The organism is Limosilactobacillus kribbianus, assembly GCF_026413145.1.
Classification (GTDB): Bacteria; Bacillota; Bacilli; order Lactobacillales; family Lactobacillaceae; genus Limosilactobacillus; species Limosilactobacillus kribbianus.
This window is the reverse complement of record NZ_JAOVYZ010000019.1, coordinates 18,200-34,189: the sequence shown is the minus strand read 5'-3', so window position 1 is coordinate 34,189 and position 15,990 is coordinate 18,200. Positions and strand designations below refer to the sequence as shown.

The 15,990-nt window shown below is 54.3% G+C and carries 16 protein-coding genes; 13 read left to right on the top strand and 3 right to left on the bottom strand.

Going from position 1 to position 15,990, the window contains the following annotated elements:
- Nucleotides 1–71: 71 nt before the first annotated feature.
- Genes OCT58_RS05605 through OCT58_RS05595 form a run of 3 tightly spaced genes read left to right on the top strand, consistent with a single transcriptional unit; the run spans nucleotide 72 to nucleotide 2,313 of the window.
- Nucleotides 72–644 (top strand): NAD(P)H-dependent oxidoreductase, encoded by a 573-nt coding sequence (locus tag OCT58_RS05605; RefSeq protein WP_267201898.1) that lies wholly within the window; start codon nucleotides 72–74, stop codon nucleotides 642–644.
- Between the two features lie 45 nt (nucleotides 645–689).
- Nucleotides 690–1,277, top strand: a complete 588-nt coding sequence (locus OCT58_RS05600) for a sugar O-acetyltransferase (protein WP_267201896.1) — start codon at nucleotides 690–692, stop codon at nucleotides 1,275–1,277.
- A 28-nt stretch (nucleotides 1,278–1,305) separates the two neighbouring features.
- Complete coding sequence (locus OCT58_RS05595) at nucleotides 1,306–2,313, top strand: aldo/keto reductase (RefSeq protein ID WP_267201895.1); 1,008 nt, start codon at nucleotides 1,306–1,308, stop codon at nucleotides 2,311–2,313.
- 100 nt (nucleotides 2,314–2,413) lie between these two features.
- Here OCT58_RS05595 and OCT58_RS05590 read toward each other — a convergent pair whose 3' ends face one another.
- Nucleotides 2,414–3,031: a TetR/AcrR family transcriptional regulator gene (locus OCT58_RS05590; protein ID WP_267201894.1), complete on the bottom strand. Its 618-nt coding sequence runs from the start codon at nucleotides 3,029–3,031 to the stop codon at nucleotides 2,414–2,416.
- A 108-nt stretch (nucleotides 3,032–3,139) separates the two neighbouring features.
- Between OCT58_RS05590 and OCT58_RS05585 the strand changes: the two genes are divergently transcribed.
- A complete protein-coding gene (locus tag OCT58_RS05585) occupies nucleotides 3,140–3,964 on the top strand; it encodes an N-acyl homoserine lactonase family protein (RefSeq protein WP_267201893.1) in 825 nt (274 codons plus the stop codon).
- Here the strand turns inward: OCT58_RS05585 and OCT58_RS05580 are convergent.
- The gene (locus tag OCT58_RS05580) at nucleotides 3,961–4,542 is read right to left on the bottom strand and encodes a TetR/AcrR family transcriptional regulator (protein ID WP_267201892.1); all 582 of its coding nucleotides are present in this window, start codon (nucleotides 4,540–4,542) and stop codon (nucleotides 3,961–3,963) included. The two genes, OCT58_RS05585 and OCT58_RS05580, sit on opposite strands and share 4 nt — an antisense overlap.
- A gap of 174 nt (nucleotides 4,543–4,716) precedes the next feature.
- On the opposite strand from OCT58_RS05580, the gene OCT58_RS05575 reads away from it, so the two are divergent.
- From OCT58_RS05575 to OCT58_RS05555, 5 genes are all read left to right on the top strand, one after another.
- Nucleotides 4,717–6,234, top strand: coding sequence for a DHA2 family efflux MFS transporter permease subunit (locus OCT58_RS05575; protein ID WP_267201891.1), 1,518 nt, complete (start codon nucleotides 4,717–4,719; stop codon nucleotides 6,232–6,234).
- On the top strand, nucleotides 6,231–6,905 hold the full coding sequence (locus tag OCT58_RS05570) for a DUF4811 domain-containing protein (protein WP_267201890.1): 675 nt from the start codon (nucleotides 6,231–6,233) through the stop codon (nucleotides 6,903–6,905). The genes OCT58_RS05575 and OCT58_RS05570 overlap by 4 nt, the downstream gene beginning before the upstream one ends.
- 98 nt (nucleotides 6,906–7,003) lie before the next feature.
- Nucleotides 7,004–7,459: a MarR family winged helix-turn-helix transcriptional regulator gene (locus OCT58_RS05565; RefSeq protein WP_267201889.1), complete on the top strand. Its 456-nt coding sequence runs from the start codon at nucleotides 7,004–7,006 to the stop codon at nucleotides 7,457–7,459.
- Between the two features lie 61 nt (nucleotides 7,460–7,520).
- Nucleotides 7,521–8,933, top strand: a complete 1,413-nt coding sequence (locus OCT58_RS05560; RefSeq protein ID WP_267201888.1) for an MDR family MFS transporter — start codon at nucleotides 7,521–7,523, stop codon at nucleotides 8,931–8,933.
- 62 nt (nucleotides 8,934–8,995) lie between these two features.
- Nucleotides 8,996–9,550 (top strand): TetR/AcrR family transcriptional regulator, encoded by a 555-nt coding sequence (locus OCT58_RS05555; protein ID WP_267201887.1) that lies wholly within the window; start codon nucleotides 8,996–8,998, stop codon nucleotides 9,548–9,550.
- Between the two features lie 35 nt (nucleotides 9,551–9,585).
- On the opposite strand, the gene OCT58_RS05550 is transcribed toward OCT58_RS05555, so the two are convergent.
- On the bottom strand, nucleotides 9,586–10,302 hold the full coding sequence (locus OCT58_RS05550; RefSeq protein WP_267201886.1) for a carotenoid biosynthesis protein: 717 nt from the start codon (nucleotides 10,300–10,302) through the stop codon (nucleotides 9,586–9,588).
- A 399-nt stretch (nucleotides 10,303–10,701) separates the two neighbouring features.
- Between OCT58_RS05550 and OCT58_RS05545 the strand changes: the two genes are divergently transcribed.
- The 4 genes from OCT58_RS05545 to OCT58_RS05530 all read left to right on the top strand — a co-directional run bounded on the left by OCT58_RS05545 (nucleotide 10,702) and on the right by OCT58_RS05530 (nucleotide 15,930).
- A complete protein-coding gene (locus tag OCT58_RS05545) occupies nucleotides 10,702–11,397 on the top strand; it encodes an amino acid ABC transporter permease (protein WP_267201885.1) in 696 nt (231 codons plus the stop codon).
- Between the two features lie 10 nt (nucleotides 11,398–11,407).
- The gene (locus tag OCT58_RS05540; protein WP_267201884.1) at nucleotides 11,408–12,157 is read left to right on the top strand and encodes an amino acid ABC transporter ATP-binding protein; all 750 of its coding nucleotides are present in this window, start codon (nucleotides 11,408–11,410) and stop codon (nucleotides 12,155–12,157) included.
- Between the two features lie 16 nt (nucleotides 12,158–12,173).
- Nucleotides 12,174–12,965, top strand: a complete 792-nt coding sequence (locus tag OCT58_RS05535) for a transporter substrate-binding domain-containing protein (RefSeq protein WP_267201883.1) — start codon at nucleotides 12,174–12,176, stop codon at nucleotides 12,963–12,965.
- 163 nt (nucleotides 12,966–13,128) lie between these two features.
- The gene (locus OCT58_RS05530; RefSeq protein ID WP_267201882.1) at nucleotides 13,129–15,930 is read left to right on the top strand and encodes a cation-translocating P-type ATPase; all 2,802 of its coding nucleotides are present in this window, start codon (nucleotides 13,129–13,131) and stop codon (nucleotides 15,928–15,930) included.
- Nucleotides 15,931–15,990: the final 60 nt, after the last annotated feature.

The window sequence follows — 15,990 nt, the reverse complement described above, 5'->3', positions numbered from 1 at the left end:
TGATAAAATAGTGGTGCTCATCAAGGTCCTTCTTTCTAATGGATTGTGTGGTAACACCATTAAAGACCTTGATGGGTTTTTCTGTCCACTTAAATGTTCAACTTAAATTTTACAATCTGCCATTATTATTCCATCCAAACTATGGCCAGTCTCGGGCCAACAAGACCCTGGCTAATGCCCTGGACAGCAACATCACGGTGCGGAACATGTATGCTCTCTATCCGGACGGCAAGATTGATGTCGAGGCCGAAAAGAAGGTGCTGGAAGACGCCGACCGGGTCGTCCTCCAGTTCCCAATCATGTGGTACAGCTCACCGGCCCTGCTCAAGCAATGGGAAGATGACGTCTTCGAATACGGCTGGGCCTATGGGGAGGGTGGCACCGCCCTGCACGGCAAGGAACTGTTGCTGGCGGTCACACCGGGGGCCCACAACTACGGCCGTGACGGCTTCGTCAAGTACACGGTCACCGAACTGTTGCGGCCGTTCCAGGCCACCAGCCGCTTGATCGGGATGACCTACCTGAAGCCGTTTATCACGATCGGGGCTTCATCGATTTCTGATGAGGATCTGAACAGCCAGGCCCAAAAGTACAACCAATACCTGCATGAAGATCAGCTGCCGGCGCTGGGCGATTTTGAATAGTTATTCAATAACTGAATAGGAACTGAATGAAAGGGGACCGTGTCAATGACGATGACGGAACATGAAAAAGAGCTTGCCGGGCAGGAGTACGACTACCGTGACCCAGAACTCCAGAACATGATTAAGACGGGGCAGCGCCTGGTGGCCCAGCTAAACCAGGCGCACGACCCCGCGGCGCGGCAGGCGACAATCCACCAGCTGTTCGGCAAGGCCGGCAAGGGCGTGACCGTCAACGGCCGTTTTGAAGCCCTTTACGGTGCCCACATCTCCGTGGGGGACGATGTTTTCATTAACGGCAACTGCTATTTTCAGGATTCCAACCTGATTACCCTGGGCGACCGGGTGATCATTGCGCCCGATACCAAGTTCTACTGTGGTCAACACGACTTGGACGCTAGGAAGCGTTTTGGTACCAGAGACGACGGCAGCCACTACCTGATCACCACCACGGCCCCGATCACGGTCGGCGATGATGTCTGGATTGGCGGCAACGTCACGGTGATCGGTGGTGTCCACATTGGTAACAACGTGATCGTTGGCGCAGGGGCGGTCGTCACCAAGGACGTACCCGACAATACGGTCGTTGGTGGGGTTCCGGCCCGCAAGATCAAGGACTTGCCACCACTGAACTAAGATTGACAGAGAATCGGGAGGCAAAATGATGGAGTACAGTCAGATTCCGGGAACGGATATTAAGATTTCGAAACTCGCGGTCGGCGGGATGAGCTTTGGCAAGCCCGCTTTCAAGACCTACCGGTGGATCCTGGACGAAGATGCGACCGATGCGATGGTTCAGCACGCGCTCAATTTAGGAATTAACTTCTTCGATACCGCAAACGTGTACGGGGCCGGAACCAGTGAGGAGTTCATTGGCCGGTCGCTGAAAAAGCACCAGGTTCCCCGGAGTGCGGTGGCGATTGCCAGCAAGGTCTACTTCAACCCCGGCCGCCTGTCCAGGGAAGCCATCAACCGTGAAGTCGACGGAACCCTGCGGCGACTCGGCACCGACTACCTCGACCTTTACATCATTCACCGCTTCGACTACGACACGCCAATTGAGGAAACGATGGAAGCCCTGAATGACCTAGTCGTCGCCGGTAAGGTTCGCGCGCTTGGTGCTTCGGCGATGTATGGCTACCAGTTCCAAAACATGCAGCACGTTGCTGAGAAGCATGGTTGGCAACGGTTCGTGGCGATGGAAAATCACTACAACCTGTTGTACCGTGAGGACGAGCGGGAGTTGATCCCAATCTGCAGGCAGGACGGGGTCATGCTGATGCCGTACAGCCCGCTGGCGGGTGGCCACCTGACCCGGCCAAGCTGGAACAGCGACTCGGCCCGCAGCAAGACCGATACTTCGGCGCGGGCCAAGTACGATACGGCGGAGGATCAGGACATGCCGATCATTAAGCGGGTCGACGAATTGGCCCAGCAGCACGGCGTCAAGATGTCGCAGATCGCCTTGGCCTGGCAATGGGCGAAGGGCGTGACGGCACCGATCGTCGGCGCCACCAAGCAGCAGTACCTGGACGACGCCGCGGCCGCCATGGACATCAAGCTGACCCCGGACGAGGTCGCCTATCTGGATGAACCCTATACCGCCCACGAGATCGTCGGGGCGCTGGATCAGAACCCGACGGACATGCTGCCGAAGAGCGTGGAGAATTGATTGAGGTAAATATTAAATAGCAAAAGAGCATTCTTTCCAAACGGCCTGGCGGGTTGAACCCAGCCGAACCGATTAGGGAGAATGCTCTTTTTGATTTAATTTAGTCATCATAAACCAGCAGGTCCAGCGGGGCGAGCATCCGACTGTCGGTCAGAATTTGCGAAAAATTCGCCGTACTTTCCGGATGAGGATTTTGCAGCCAGGCGGTGATCAAATCCACCAAGCCGCCACTGAGAATTTCCATGGCGTAGCGCTGCGGAATCTTGGTGGTTAACCGGGCGTGGTACAGTTTGATGCGCGTTTGGATTTCTTGATCGAGCAGCTGCCGCAGTTGAATTTTGAACTGTGGGTCACCGTTAGCCGACAGGAGCGCTTTGAGAATCGGCCGCTCGCCGTTCAAAATTTCCAGGACTTGGTTAATCGTCAGGTAGCTTTGCTTGCGCAGCCCGGCTGGATTCGCGAGCACCTGTGCAAAGTGAGTGTGCTCGGCAGTCAAAGCGGCTTGAAGCTTTTTCAGGATCTTATTTTCTTGGATCAGCAAGAAATTATATTTGTCTTCGTAATGCAGGTAGAAAGCCTTCCTGCTAATTTGGGCGGTGGCGACCACTTCGCCGACCGTGATCTTTTCAAACGATTTCTTTTTTAGCAGGGTGACGAAGGCCCGCCGAATCTGTTCGTCGGTCCGCCGCCAGCGCAAATCGTTTTGATTAGTTGCCATCTAAGTATTCTCCTAACTTTATTACACAGTTTAGGTATTATTAGTAATTGTACCGTGGTTATGGTGGCATTACAATTAGATCAACAATTAAGCAAGGAGGAATTCCAAATGACACAGCCAATCAAGATTCATGTATTGCACACGGGAACGGTGATCGTCGATGAAGCCCTGCCGTTTCACCGTTCCACCGATCGCCCCCTGGCCTGGACCGGGCTGTTTCGTTCCAAAAAGCACCGGGTGGAGGTTCCGGTGTCTGTTTACCTGATCGAACATCCCCAAGGCCTGATCCTGATCGACACGGGATGGAACACGGTCAACCGTGACCACCAGCTGCGCAACCTCAGCTTCCAGTGGCCGGTGAACAAGGCCAATCTTCCAGCGGGGCAGGCGGTCAACGAGCAGCTGGCGGCAATGGGGATTAAGACCAGCGACCTCGATTACGTTCTGATGAGCCACCTGCATTGCGACCACGCTGACGGCCTCAGCCTCGTCCGTGATGCCAAGCACATCCTGGTGAGTGAAGAGGAGTGGCAGGCTGCCAACCACGACCACATGCGTTACCTGCCCCACGAGTGGAAGGGGATCCGGGTCAAGACCTTCCACCTCGCACCGAGCCTGGATGGGGCCTACCACCGGTCCTTCGACCTCTTCGGCGACGGCAGCATTAAGATGATCTGGGAACCGGGCCACAGCGCCGGCCTGTGTGCGACCCGGGTCCAGAGCTACGACACGGACAAGTACGTGATGCTGGCGGCCGATGCCGGGTACGCGGCCAAATCCTGGGAGGAAAACCTAACCCCGGGTGTGGTGATCGACCGGGCGGCGGCGCAAGAGTCCTTGAACTACATCGCCAAGGTGGCCCAGGATCCCCAGTGCGTGGAATGCCTGGCCAACCACGATGCGGGGGTTGCTCCCCACGTAATTACGCTCTAGTCCTGGTTGCCTTGCCCCGTCACCTCGCGCAAGTATGAGAAGGCCCCGTTCTGTAAAATGGCGGAGATGGAGTGGAGAGCTTCCTCACCATCAATCTGGTCGGCATTGAAGAGCCAGAACTTCAAAACGGTCATTGAGGTGGCCACGATGACCTGGCGAATCATCATTACCTGGGGGTCCGCCTGATGGTGAGTAAAGGCTGCAAAGCGCTCGTAAAATCCCTGGGTGAGTTTGGCTTCAAAGTGCCGGTCACCGTTATTGCCGAGCAGGACTTGAAGCTCGGCAAAATGTCGATTAAAGAAGTTGACCTCCATCTGTAGAAGGTCCGCTGATTGATCGGACTGTAATGGTTTCACCTGATTGCGAATCGAGTCGATCTGTTCGATCAAATCGTTCTCAATTCGTTCGAGCAACTGGTACTTATCATCATAATAGCGATAGAAAGTCGACCGATTGACATGGGCCGCGTCTGCAATGTTATTGATCGTGATCTTCTCGAATGGCTTAGTCGTCATTAATTCGAGAAGCGCGTCCTGCAGCTGCTGGTTGGTGTAGTCGGTCTTTTTGGTGTACTTCATTTTCTTCCTCTATCATTTTAATTTGTCACCATTATATCGGAATAAAGCGGTTAAAAAAGGCTGATTTGCAACTAATTGTCTCATTTAAGACAGTCAGCCACAAATTAGTCTGGGCATCGCATTTTCCCCTCGGTATAGTATTTCCAGAAATTGATTTTGAGGAGCTGAAATGCGATGACTAACGTTCAAACGGATATTCATGGCAAAACTTATCATCGGCTGGCCCTGTTTATGCTGATACTAATCGCGACCTTAGCCGGATCGCTGATGCAGTCAACGCTGGGGACGGCCCTGCCGACACTGATGGACAAGTTTTCCATCAACCTGAACACCGCCCAGCAAGCAACTACCTGGTTCTTGCTAGCGATTGGGGTGATGGTTCCGGTGTCGTCATACCTGGTCAAACGGGTGCCGACCAAACAGCTGACTTTGATCACCTACCTGGTCCTGCTGGCCGGGATTTCGATCACCGCCTTCACACCGGAGGAGCATGACATGTGGTGGCTCTTCGTCGTCAGCCGGGTGGTTGCCGCGGCCGCGGTGGGGGTGGCGATGCCGCTTCTGCAGATCATCATCGTTAACATCTACGCCGCCAGCGAACGGAGCGTGGCAATGGGCTTGATGGGGCTGGTTGTCGGGATGTCACCGGCGATTGGCCCGACGCTGACGGGGTGGATTCTGGATCGTGACCACCACTTTCTGGGGATTACGCTGGCCGCCCACTGGCAGACAATCTTCTACATCCCAATGGTCATCCTGGTCATCGTGCTGATCTTTCTGCCGTTTTTCATGCGGGACGTGATCCCAAACGAACCGGTCAAACTGGACTGGCCGTCGCTCTTACTATCCAGTTTTGGCTTCTGCCTCTTCCTGCTCGGCTTTACCAACGTTTCCAGCGATGGCTGGTCGAGCCTCACCACGGTGGATGGCCCAATCGTCATTGGCCTGATTCTGATTGCCTTCTTTGTTCAGCGCCAGTTGAAGCTGGAGGAACCCTTCCTCGACGTGCGAGTTTTCAAGTCCCGTGAATTTACCGTGACGACGATTGCGATCGCGGCCGTCATGATGGCGATGATGGGGGTCGAAATGATGCTGCCGACCTACCTGCAAAACGTCCACGGCATGTCGGCGCTTGACTCTGGCCTGACGCTTCTGCCGGGGGCCCTCTTCCTCGGAATCATGTCACCGCTTGCCGGGCTCCTCTACAGCAAGGCCGGAACGAAAAGGGTTGCCTTTGCCGGCCTCCTGGTCTTGGCCGCGGGGACGATTCCCTTTGCAGTGATCACCGAGTCAACGCCATCGATCATCATCACACTGATGTACACTGTGCGGATGATCGGGGTGGCAATGGTCCTGATGCCGATGACGACGGCCGCCATGGACGCGCTGCCGAAGGAAAAGTCGGCGGACGGGACGGCGGTCAACAACACGGCCCGGCAGCTGGCCTCGTCGGTCGGGGTCGCCCTCTTGACCTCCGTGACCCAGGACGTGATTAACAACCACAAGCCCGCTGCCAGCCTGAAGACAACGGATCCGATTGCCTATGCCGACAAGGTTATCAACGCCTCAATGGATGGCTTCCAGCTGGCCTTCACCGTGGGCCTGGCCTTTGCGGTGATCGGTCTCGTCGTGGTCTTCTTCCTTAAAAACAAGGACCAGCAGGAAGCGGAAAGAAGGGAGTTTGCCAAATGATTATCTACGTAATTTTTGCCCTTGTGATCGTGACCATCCTAGCCTGGACGTTGATCCCCAACCGCCTGCTGCGCTGGGCGATCGGGATCTTGAGCGCCCTGGCCCTGGTGGGAGCGGTTAGCGTCATGAGCGCGAATTTCACCAGTCATTACGGAATGAAAAAGGTGACGACGACCACCACCCGGCAGATCTATTCCGCGGCCGGCAGCAAGTCACCGGCCGGAGTCCTCGTTACTAAACGGCTCGGCACGAAGTCGAATCGTTATGTTCTGGTGTATGCGGACACACCGAGCGGCAAGGCTAAGGCCCACTTTGTTCCCAAACAAAAGCACATCACCACGGCGGTCAAGCAGCACGCCACGTACCGGACGGCAAACGTCAAGCAGGCGACGCTGAAAACAACGACCACCCGGTGGGAATGGGAGAGCAAGCGGGCCAAGTTCTGGCTCAACGTCGGCGACCAGGCCGGGGAACTGGTCAGCCAGTACCGAACGGTCACAATCCCGCAAGACACCTGGCTGGCGGTCACGCCCAACCAGATGAAGAAGCTGCAAAAGGTGATGGCTTCAAGTACGGGTACCACCAGCAGTCAAGCGGCCGCGCTGAGCTCGCTTTCGCAGGACCAGCAGGCGGCAATGGTGGTCAAGCTGGTCAAGAAAGCATTAAATTAGGGAAAATCCTGAAGCAACAAAACGGCCTCAGGATTTTTTGCTTGCTGATTTTTAAAAAGTGTAGTAAGCTACACTTATAGAAAAAAGAGGTGACAGTCATGGGACAACATGCAATGCTAATCAACGACCTTGGTCGGCAAATTAAATTATTGAACATTTCCATTGAAAAGCAATTGAATGCTAAGCTAACGTCTTTAGGCATCACCCTAACCGGTAACCAAGTGCTGGTTTTAATGTATGTTTTTGACCACCAGGACCAGCTGGTGACCCAAAAGGAGATTGAAATCAAATTTGAGATCAGTCATCCCACCATCCGGGGAATCGTTCGCCGACTGGTGGCCGCCGACCTGCTCGCCACCACGACCAGCAGTCAGGACAAGCGCCAGGTGCTTTTGTCGCTGACGCCGCGGGGGCAACAGTTCCTGGAAGAAAATCTGACCGACCTGCAAAAACCGGTTCAACAGTTGAACGCAACGTTGACGGCTCAGATCAGCCAGCCTGACCTGGCCGTCTTTGAACGGGTTCTCAAGCAGATGCAGGCCAACATGAAGTAGGGCGGAACCGCCTTTTCTTTTTAGGTAAAAGTGTAGCTGGCTATAGAATGGAGGAAAAATCATGCTTACGATTAACTCACCACAAAATAAAAAGGTCAGGATGATGGCGGTCCTAATTTTCGGGGCCTTCACCATGATGCTGACCGAAACGTTTTTTAACAATGCCTTGCCAACGATCATCAGCCAGTACCAGGTCAGCCAGTCGGTTGCCCAGTGGGTCAGCACCGGGTACCAACTGGTGACCGGGCTGATGATTCCGCTATCGGCCTGGGTTTTCCACCGTTTTAACACCAAGCACACCTTTATCAGCCTGCTGACCATCTTTTTGGTGGGCTCGGTGCTCGGCTTTTTTGCCACCAATTTCTGGGCAATGCTGGTGGGACGATTGATCCAGGCGATCGCCGCCGGGTCAATGATTCCGTTGATTCAAAACGTGGTCCTGATGCTTTTCCCAGCCAAAGACCGGGGCTTTATCATGGGGATTATCGGCCTGGTAATCGCCTTTGGGCCGGCACTGGGGCCAACGGTCGGGGGCTGGATCATTGACAACCTTGGCCTGAAGTGGCTTTTCGGGGTTCTGATTCCCTGGGTCGCCCTGCTGCTGATCGTCAGCTTCTTTGTGGTCCATAACGTGGTCAACGTCGACACCAACCAGGCGGTGGACTGGGTTTCGGTTATGGAATCCTGTTTCGGCTTCGGGGCCTTGCTCTACGGCTTCTCGGATATCGGCAACCTTGGCCGAATTGACGCAATCAACGGTCTGGCCATTGTCGCGGGGCTAGTGATCATCGTTGCCTTTTGTCGTCGCCAGCTGAAAATCGCCGTTCCCCTGGTTAACCTGCAGGTATTTAAGAACGGGATTTTTAACCTCACGACCGTCCTGAGCGCCATCTCGAATATCGCACTGCTGAGTGTGGAACTGGTTTTGCCGATCTACCTGCAGCGGGTTCACGGACTTTCGGCCTTCCATGCCGGACTAATGTTGCTGCCGGGGGCGATTCTGGAAGGGCTGATGAGCCCGATCGCCGGTAAATTGTACGACAAGTACGGGATTAAGAACCTTTCGCTCGTCGGTTTTGCAATCATTGCCCTGGGGAGTCTGCCGATGCTGTTCTTCACGCCGCAGACCAGCCTGTGGATCGTCGCCGGGTCCTACGCCTTCCGGATTGTCGGGATCGCTACCGTGATGATGCCGACCTTTACCGAAGGATTGAACGCCCTGCCACGGGAGCTCTACGTTCACGGGAACGCGGCTTCCTCCACGGTTCGGCAGATTGCCGGTTCCCTGGGGACGGCCCTGTTGATGATGGTCGTTGCCTTTGGAACCCAGTCCACGGCGGGCGAGGGTCTTTCCCGGGCCAGCCAGCTCAACCACGGGTACTGGTACGCCTTCCTGGCTTCGTTCATCTTTGCCGCCCTGGGCTTTGTTCTCTCGTTCTGGCTGAAGCCTAAAAAATCAACGGCCAGCAAATAAACAGTTGTAAATCCAAAATCGGCTATAATTAAATTAAGATTATTGCCGAGGAGGTGAACGCGATGTTTAATCGTCAAAATGCTGGGGCGGAAAAGGCTAAGCACAGTCTTGCCACGGCATTGTTATCGCTGATGGAGGAAATGCCATTTGACCAGATTCGGGTCGTCGATATCGCCGACCGGGCGGATTATACTCGGCAGACCTTTTATCAGCATTTCAAAACAAAAGAAGCCGTTTTGGAATACTACGTAGATGATCTCTACTACCAGAGCTTTCAAGAATTTGGCGGTCAGCAGGATGTTTCACTAGAGCAGCTCTTTAGTAAGCTAGCGCTGGATTGGCAGAAACATGCGGCCGGGATCGCTACCATTATCGATAATGATTTGACGAACTATATGGAGCGGTGCTACCCAGCGTATATCCAGCACTTTCTTGAAAATAGCAACTGGCGGCTGAAAGAGAATAATCCAGAAAAGCAGGAGTACATCTATCATTTTATTGCTGGTGGGGAAATTAACCTGTTGGCCTGGTGGATTCGCCAAAAGCAACAGTTGGCTCCGGCAGGATTAGCGGCACTTTTGCAAGACACGATGACGCCCTTTCTCACAGCAAAATAGCGGAAAGCCCCACGGGTGAGCTTTCCGCTATTTTGTTAGTGTTGTTGTGCAAAGTACCACTTGCCCCAGAGCCAGAGGGCAACGAGGAAGGGGATGCCGGCGAAGTAGACTGTTACCAGTCCGAGGACGCCTTCTACGTTGATGAAAATATATGGCAGGTTCATCAGGCCGTACAGTAGGATTGGCAAAATGCTGAGCCGTTGTTGGCCGCGCGTTTCGAGGGTGATCGGCGCCTCAGTATTGTCGTGACGGTAGATATAGCCGTGGACGAGGAAGGTGATTAAGGCCACGGTGAACCAGCCGACATAGTTATGGATTGGAACCCCGAAGTAAGTTCCACCGTTTGTCCAAACCCACATATGATTTTGAACGGAGAAGGGATCGCCGTTCAGATCGAAGGTGGTTAAGAGGAGGGCTTCAATGATTGCCCCGCAGATGATCCGCAGGTTGCTGTGATTGCTAGGCAGTGGGGTACCATCCATGAACAGATTGACAATTACCCAGATCATCATCATGGAGAAAACCCACATACATGGGATGGCGACGGGGATCGCGTCAATTTTTGGCCCCATCAAATGGGTGAAGTAATAGTGACCAAAAATCAGGCCGGTGTGAACCCCAAAGTCTTCCAAACACCAGGCAATCACGACTCCGGCCCCAATAAATTCGAGTGTTGGTTTTAAGCCAATCAATTTGGTGAAGAGCCAGCCCATTAAGGCCAGCATAATAAGTGCTCCGAACATAACAGTCATCGTCAAAACTTCCTTTAACTTAGTTTGTTGTGTACGTACAAGAGGTATTATAGCAAGGGCAAAGTGGAAGGAAAGCCTTTTCAGAAAAGTCATACAAGATCGCTAATTTGTCAGTTTTTTTTACTCCCGAACGGAATTCTTCCTTGACAGCTTACTTATAATAAGCTATGATGTAACCATCATTAATTAGGAGGAAACGTCAAATGTTCAACAAACCATTTGTTAACGCTAGTGTTTGTTGTTGTGGATCGCGTCTTATGCGACCCACGTTTTGGCGTGCTCATTTTTAATTAAATGACCGACTAACAACACGGGATAAATGCATAAGGCGCAGATTCAAGAATTCTTGAATTTGCGCCTTTTTCTTATCCTAATTTTTTGAGGAAAGGATTATCAACTATGTGGGAAACAATTCAATCATCGCTGCCCCAGCTCCTGGCGGCCGGCTTTAAGTACACGATTCCCCTTGCCATTATTTCATTTTTCTTCGGTCTCATCATTGCCCTGGTGACGGCCCTGATCCGACTGTCACTTCAGCGCGGCGCCTTCATGATCCTGAAATGGATCGCCCACTTCTATGTCTGGCTCTTCCGGTCCACGCCGCTGCTGGTCCAGTTATTTATCGTTTTCTTTGGCCTGCCATACCTGCGGATCAAAGGGGTCCTGCCCCACGGCATTAAGCTAGAGCCCTTCACCGCGGGGATCATTACCTTCTCGCTGAACACCGGGGCCTATGCTTCCGAAACCATCCGGGCGGCGATCGCGGCCGTCCCGCGGGGGCAGTGGGAGGCGGCCAGTTCGATCGGGATGACCCGCTGGCAGATTCTCTGGCGCATCATCCTGCCCCAGGCACTGCGGATTGCGCTGCCGCCGCTGTCGAACAGTTTCATCAGCCTGGTGAAGGACACCTCGCTGGCGGCCTCGATCACGATCATGGAGATGTTCGCGGTCAGCCAGCAGATCGCGGCGGAAAATTATCAGCCCCTGGTGATGTACACCCTGGTCGCGGCGGTTTACGCCGTCTTCACCACCGTGCTCTCGTACCTGCAGGGCTACTTGGAACGGCGCCTTGGTCAGCAGACAAAGATTGGGTAGGTGAAATGCAATGAAAATCAGCAATGTTAACAAAACCTTCGGCGATAAGCACGTGCTCCACGATATCAGCCTTGACTTTCCGGCCGCCAAGACGACGGTGATCGTGGGACCATCTGGTTCTGGAAAATCGACCATCCTGCGCTCCCTCAACCTGTTGGAGGTGCCAGAGAGTGGCCGCTATGGCTTCGATGACCTGCAACTCGACTTTGCCAAGAAGATCACCAACAAACAAAAGCTGGCCCTGCGCAAGAAAACGGGGATGGTCTTTCAGGACTACAACCTTTTCCCGAACAAGACGGTGCTGGGCAACATCATCGAGGGCCCAACCCAGGTCCTCAAGCAGAGCAAGGCTGCGGCCACTAAGACGGCCAACGAGCTGCTGGCCAAGGTGGGGCTGGCCCAGTACGGTGACTCCTATCCCAATCAGCTCTCCGGCGGCCAGGCCCAGCGGGTGGCGATTGCCCGGGCCCTGGCGATGAATCCGGAATACATCCTGTTGGACGAGCCGACCTCGGCCCTCGACCCCGAACTGGAGCTGGAAGTGCTCAAAGTCCTGCTTCAGTTGGCCCGGGAAAAGCAGTCGATGGTGATCGTGACCCACAACATGATCTTTGCCCGCCACGTCGCCGACAAGATCATCTTCTTGGAGAACGGTCACGTCCTGTTCGACGGGGCACCGGAGCAATTCTTCGCGCCGGATAACCCCAACGAGCGGATCAAGAGCTTTATCGCATCAATGACAATGGAAAATTTAGACTAAGAGAGGTAAATAAATTATGAAGTTTTGGAAGAAAGCATTATTAGTTGTCGCCGCATTAACTTTGGGAACCGCGGGGAGTGTCACCAGCATTCACGCCGCCAGTTCTAGCGTCAACTCCGAGCTCCAGCACAAGGGCGAGTTGACGATCGGCCTGGAGGGAACCTATTCCCCGTACTCCTACCGGAAGAATGGCAAGCTGACCGGCTTTGAAGTTGATCTCGGCAAGGCCGTTGCCAAGAAGATGGGCTTGAAAGCTCACTTCGTCCCAACCAAATGGGATTCGCTGATTGCGGGCCTGGGTGCCGGCAAATTCGACGTGGTAATGAACAACATTACCCAGACGCCGGAACGGGCCAAGCAGTACAACTTCTCAACGCCTTACATCCGTTCCCACTTCGCCCTGATCGTGCCGAAGAGCAGCAAGATCACTAACCTGAAGCAGATCTCCCGAAAGAAGATCGTTGCCGGGACCGGGACTAACAACGCCACCGTGGTAAAGAAGTACAAGGGGAAGCTGGTGGCTAACAGCGACTTTGCCAGCGCCCTTGACATGGTTCGCCAGGGTCGGGCGGCCGGGACCGTCAACTCGCGGGAAGCCTGGTACTCTTACACTAAGCAGCACGCCACCAAGGGCTTGAAGATGATCGACGTTTCGAGCGAGCAGAAGCCGGCTAAGATTTCCGCCCTCTTTAATAAGAAGGATCCGGCAATTCAGAAGTCTTACAACCAGGCCCTCCAGCAGCTGCAAAAGGATGGCACCGTTAAGAAGCTTTCCCAGAAGTACTTTGGGGCCGACATCACGAAATAACTAAAAGCCGTTTGGTGAAGCAATGCCGTTCACCAAGCGGCTTTTTTGATTGCTGCCGGCGAAAAGTGCACAGATTGGGCGAATTGTGCCACTTATTGTGCAAATGTTAACCATCTTTCCCAATCAGCGTTAGAATAACCCTAAAGTGGGAGATGGTGACAAAATGGCTGATAAAAAAGAAAACGGCCAAAATGATCAGACCATCGAAATAGCCCGGCTCCAACCCGCTGAAATTTATCAGCGGCTCGCCAGTCGTGACCAGGGTTTGACCACTGCGGAAGTTGAAAAACGACAAAAACAATTTGGCAAAAATATTTTGGAAAAGAAGAGCGGCGAGTCCCTCTTCACGAAGCTTATTAAGAACTTTACGGGACTGATGGCCATCATGCTGTGGGCGGCCGGTTTAATCGCCTTCGTGGCCCAGTTGACGGAGCTAGGGATTGCAATCTGGCTGGTCAACATCATTAACGGTTGCTTCAGCTTCTGGCAGGAATACCAGGCAGGCAAGGCCACCGATGCCCTGCAGAACATGCTGCCGGCCCACAGCCGGGTCATCCGTGACGGCAAGGAAATCAAGATCCTGTCGGCCGACCTGGTACCTGGCGACGTGGTGAAGCTGGAGGAGGGCGATGATGTCCCGGCAGATATTCGGCTAATTACTTCGACGGACGTGGCTGTGGACCAGTCCTCCTTGACCGGAGAGGTAACGCCGGTGCATAAGCAGAGCGGTGCCGTGAAGGCTAAGGCTGATACCAATCATTTTGACCTGGACAATATCGTCTTCTCCGGGACCTCGATGATGAAAGGGAACGCCACCGGGCTAGTGGTCAAGACTGGGATGCAGACCGATTTCGGCCAAATCGCCGCCCTAACGCAAAACGTGCATGAAGACCTGAGCCCGCTCCAACGGGAACTCAACACCCTGACCAAGCAGATCACCGTCCTGGCGGTCAGCATTGGGGTGGTCTTTTTTGTGGTGGCCATCTACTTCGTCCACTATCCGCTGGTGAAGTCCTTTGTCTTTGCCCTGGGGATGATTGTGGCCTTTATTCCAGAAGGACTGGAACCGACCGTCACCCTGTCCCTGGCCGGAGCGGTCCAGCGAATGGCCCGGCACAACGCACTGGTCAAGCGACTCTCCAGCGTGGAGACGCTGGGCAGTGCGTCGGTGATTTGTTCCGATAAAACCGGGACGCTAACCAAAAATGAAATGACGGTTCAGCACCTGTGGACGCCGGAGCGTGACTACACGGTAACCGGCGAGGGCTATGACACCCACGGTAGCATTATGGCCGGCCCGAACGACCAAACCTATCACGACAACGAGAGCTTGAAGGAACTTCTCTTGGGCGGGGCCTTTGCCGATGACGCGCGGATTGTCGCCCCCACCAAGGACCACCCGCGCTACCAGATCCTCGGTGACCCCACCGAGGCCTGCCTAGAGGTCGTAGCACGCAAGGGTGGCGTTGCCGTTGAAAAAGAACAAGCGGCCACGCCCCGGGTCAAGGAGTTGCCCTTTGATTCCGAACGGAAGATGATGACCGTCATCTTAAAGGAGAAGGGAACGCACCGCTTTGACGTCTACACCAAGGGTGCCCCGAACTGTGTGATCGAAAAGTGTACTACCTATCTAAACCAGGGAAAGATTGTCCCGTTGACTGCTGAATTAAAGAAGCAAGTGATGGCCGCCAACGACGGTTATGCCAAACATGGCCTGCGGGTGTTGGCAGTTGCCGGGCGAATCCTGCCGGCCGAATTGCGGCAGAATCTGGATGCGGCCACGATTGCTGCCGTTGAACAGGGGCTGACCTTCATCGGGCTCTCGGTCATGATGGACCCACCGCGTTCGGAGGTCATGAAGGCGGCCACCGAGTGTCGGAATGCCCACATTAAGATCATCATGGTCACCGGGGATTACAGCCTGACCGCGAAGAGCATCGCCCGGCAGATCGGTCTGACCGATCCCGACAAGCCCCTGGTTGCAGTAACGGGGGAGCAATTGAAGACGATGTCCGACGATGAATTGCGCCAGGTCCTGTCCGGCGAGGTTGTCTTTGCCCGGATGGCGCCGGAGCAGAAGTACCGGATCGTCGACATGCTCCAGCAAATGGGCAAAACCGTCGCGGTAACCGGCGACGGGGTCAACGATGCACCGGCACTCAAGAAGGCGGACATCGGGGTCGCCATGGGGGAGACCGGGACCGACGTTGCCAAGGAAGCGGCGGATATGATCCTAACCGACGACAACTTTGCCTCGATTGTGACCGCCATTCGTGAAGGGCGGGGCGTTTACGCCAACATCCGCAAGTTCCTGCTCTACATTCTTAACTCCAACATGCCCGAGGCGATCCCATCAGTCTTCTTCCTGCTCTCCGGCGGGCGGATTCCCCTGGCGTTGACGGTGATGGAAATTCTGTTCATCGACCTGGGGACGGACATGCTGCCGGCGCTGGGCCTGGGACGGGAAAATCCAGAGCCGGGGACAATGCACCAGCCACCACGCTCGCGCCACAGTCACCTGATCAACCGGGCATTGCTGGGAAAGGCGTTCGGCTGGTACGGGCTCTGGTCGTCAATTATTGCGATGGGCGGTTTCTTCATCGCCAACTACCTGCATGGTCACGTTTATCCAGATCTACCGGCCAGCGGCTTTGATTATCGGCAGGCGACGACCCTGGCGCTTGGCTTGATCATCTTCTGCCAGGTTGCCAACGTCTTAAACATTCGTTACCAATTCGGGACGATGTTTAACCGGCACTTCCTGACCAATTCGATGATCTTCATCGGGATTGCCTTTGAAATTGTCCTTTTGATCTGTGTCAGCTACGTTCCGCTCCTGCAGGATGTCTTCGGGACCGAAGCCTTGTACCGGCAGGACTGGTTGATGCTGGTTTGCGTACCGCTGCCGTTGATTCTGATTGATGAGCTCCGGCGGTGGGTAATCCGGCGGCACAGAAATCTGTGATCGTCTCAAAAATAAAATTCAAAAAAATGTTTGCAACTCCGGCGGGGCATGCTATAATAA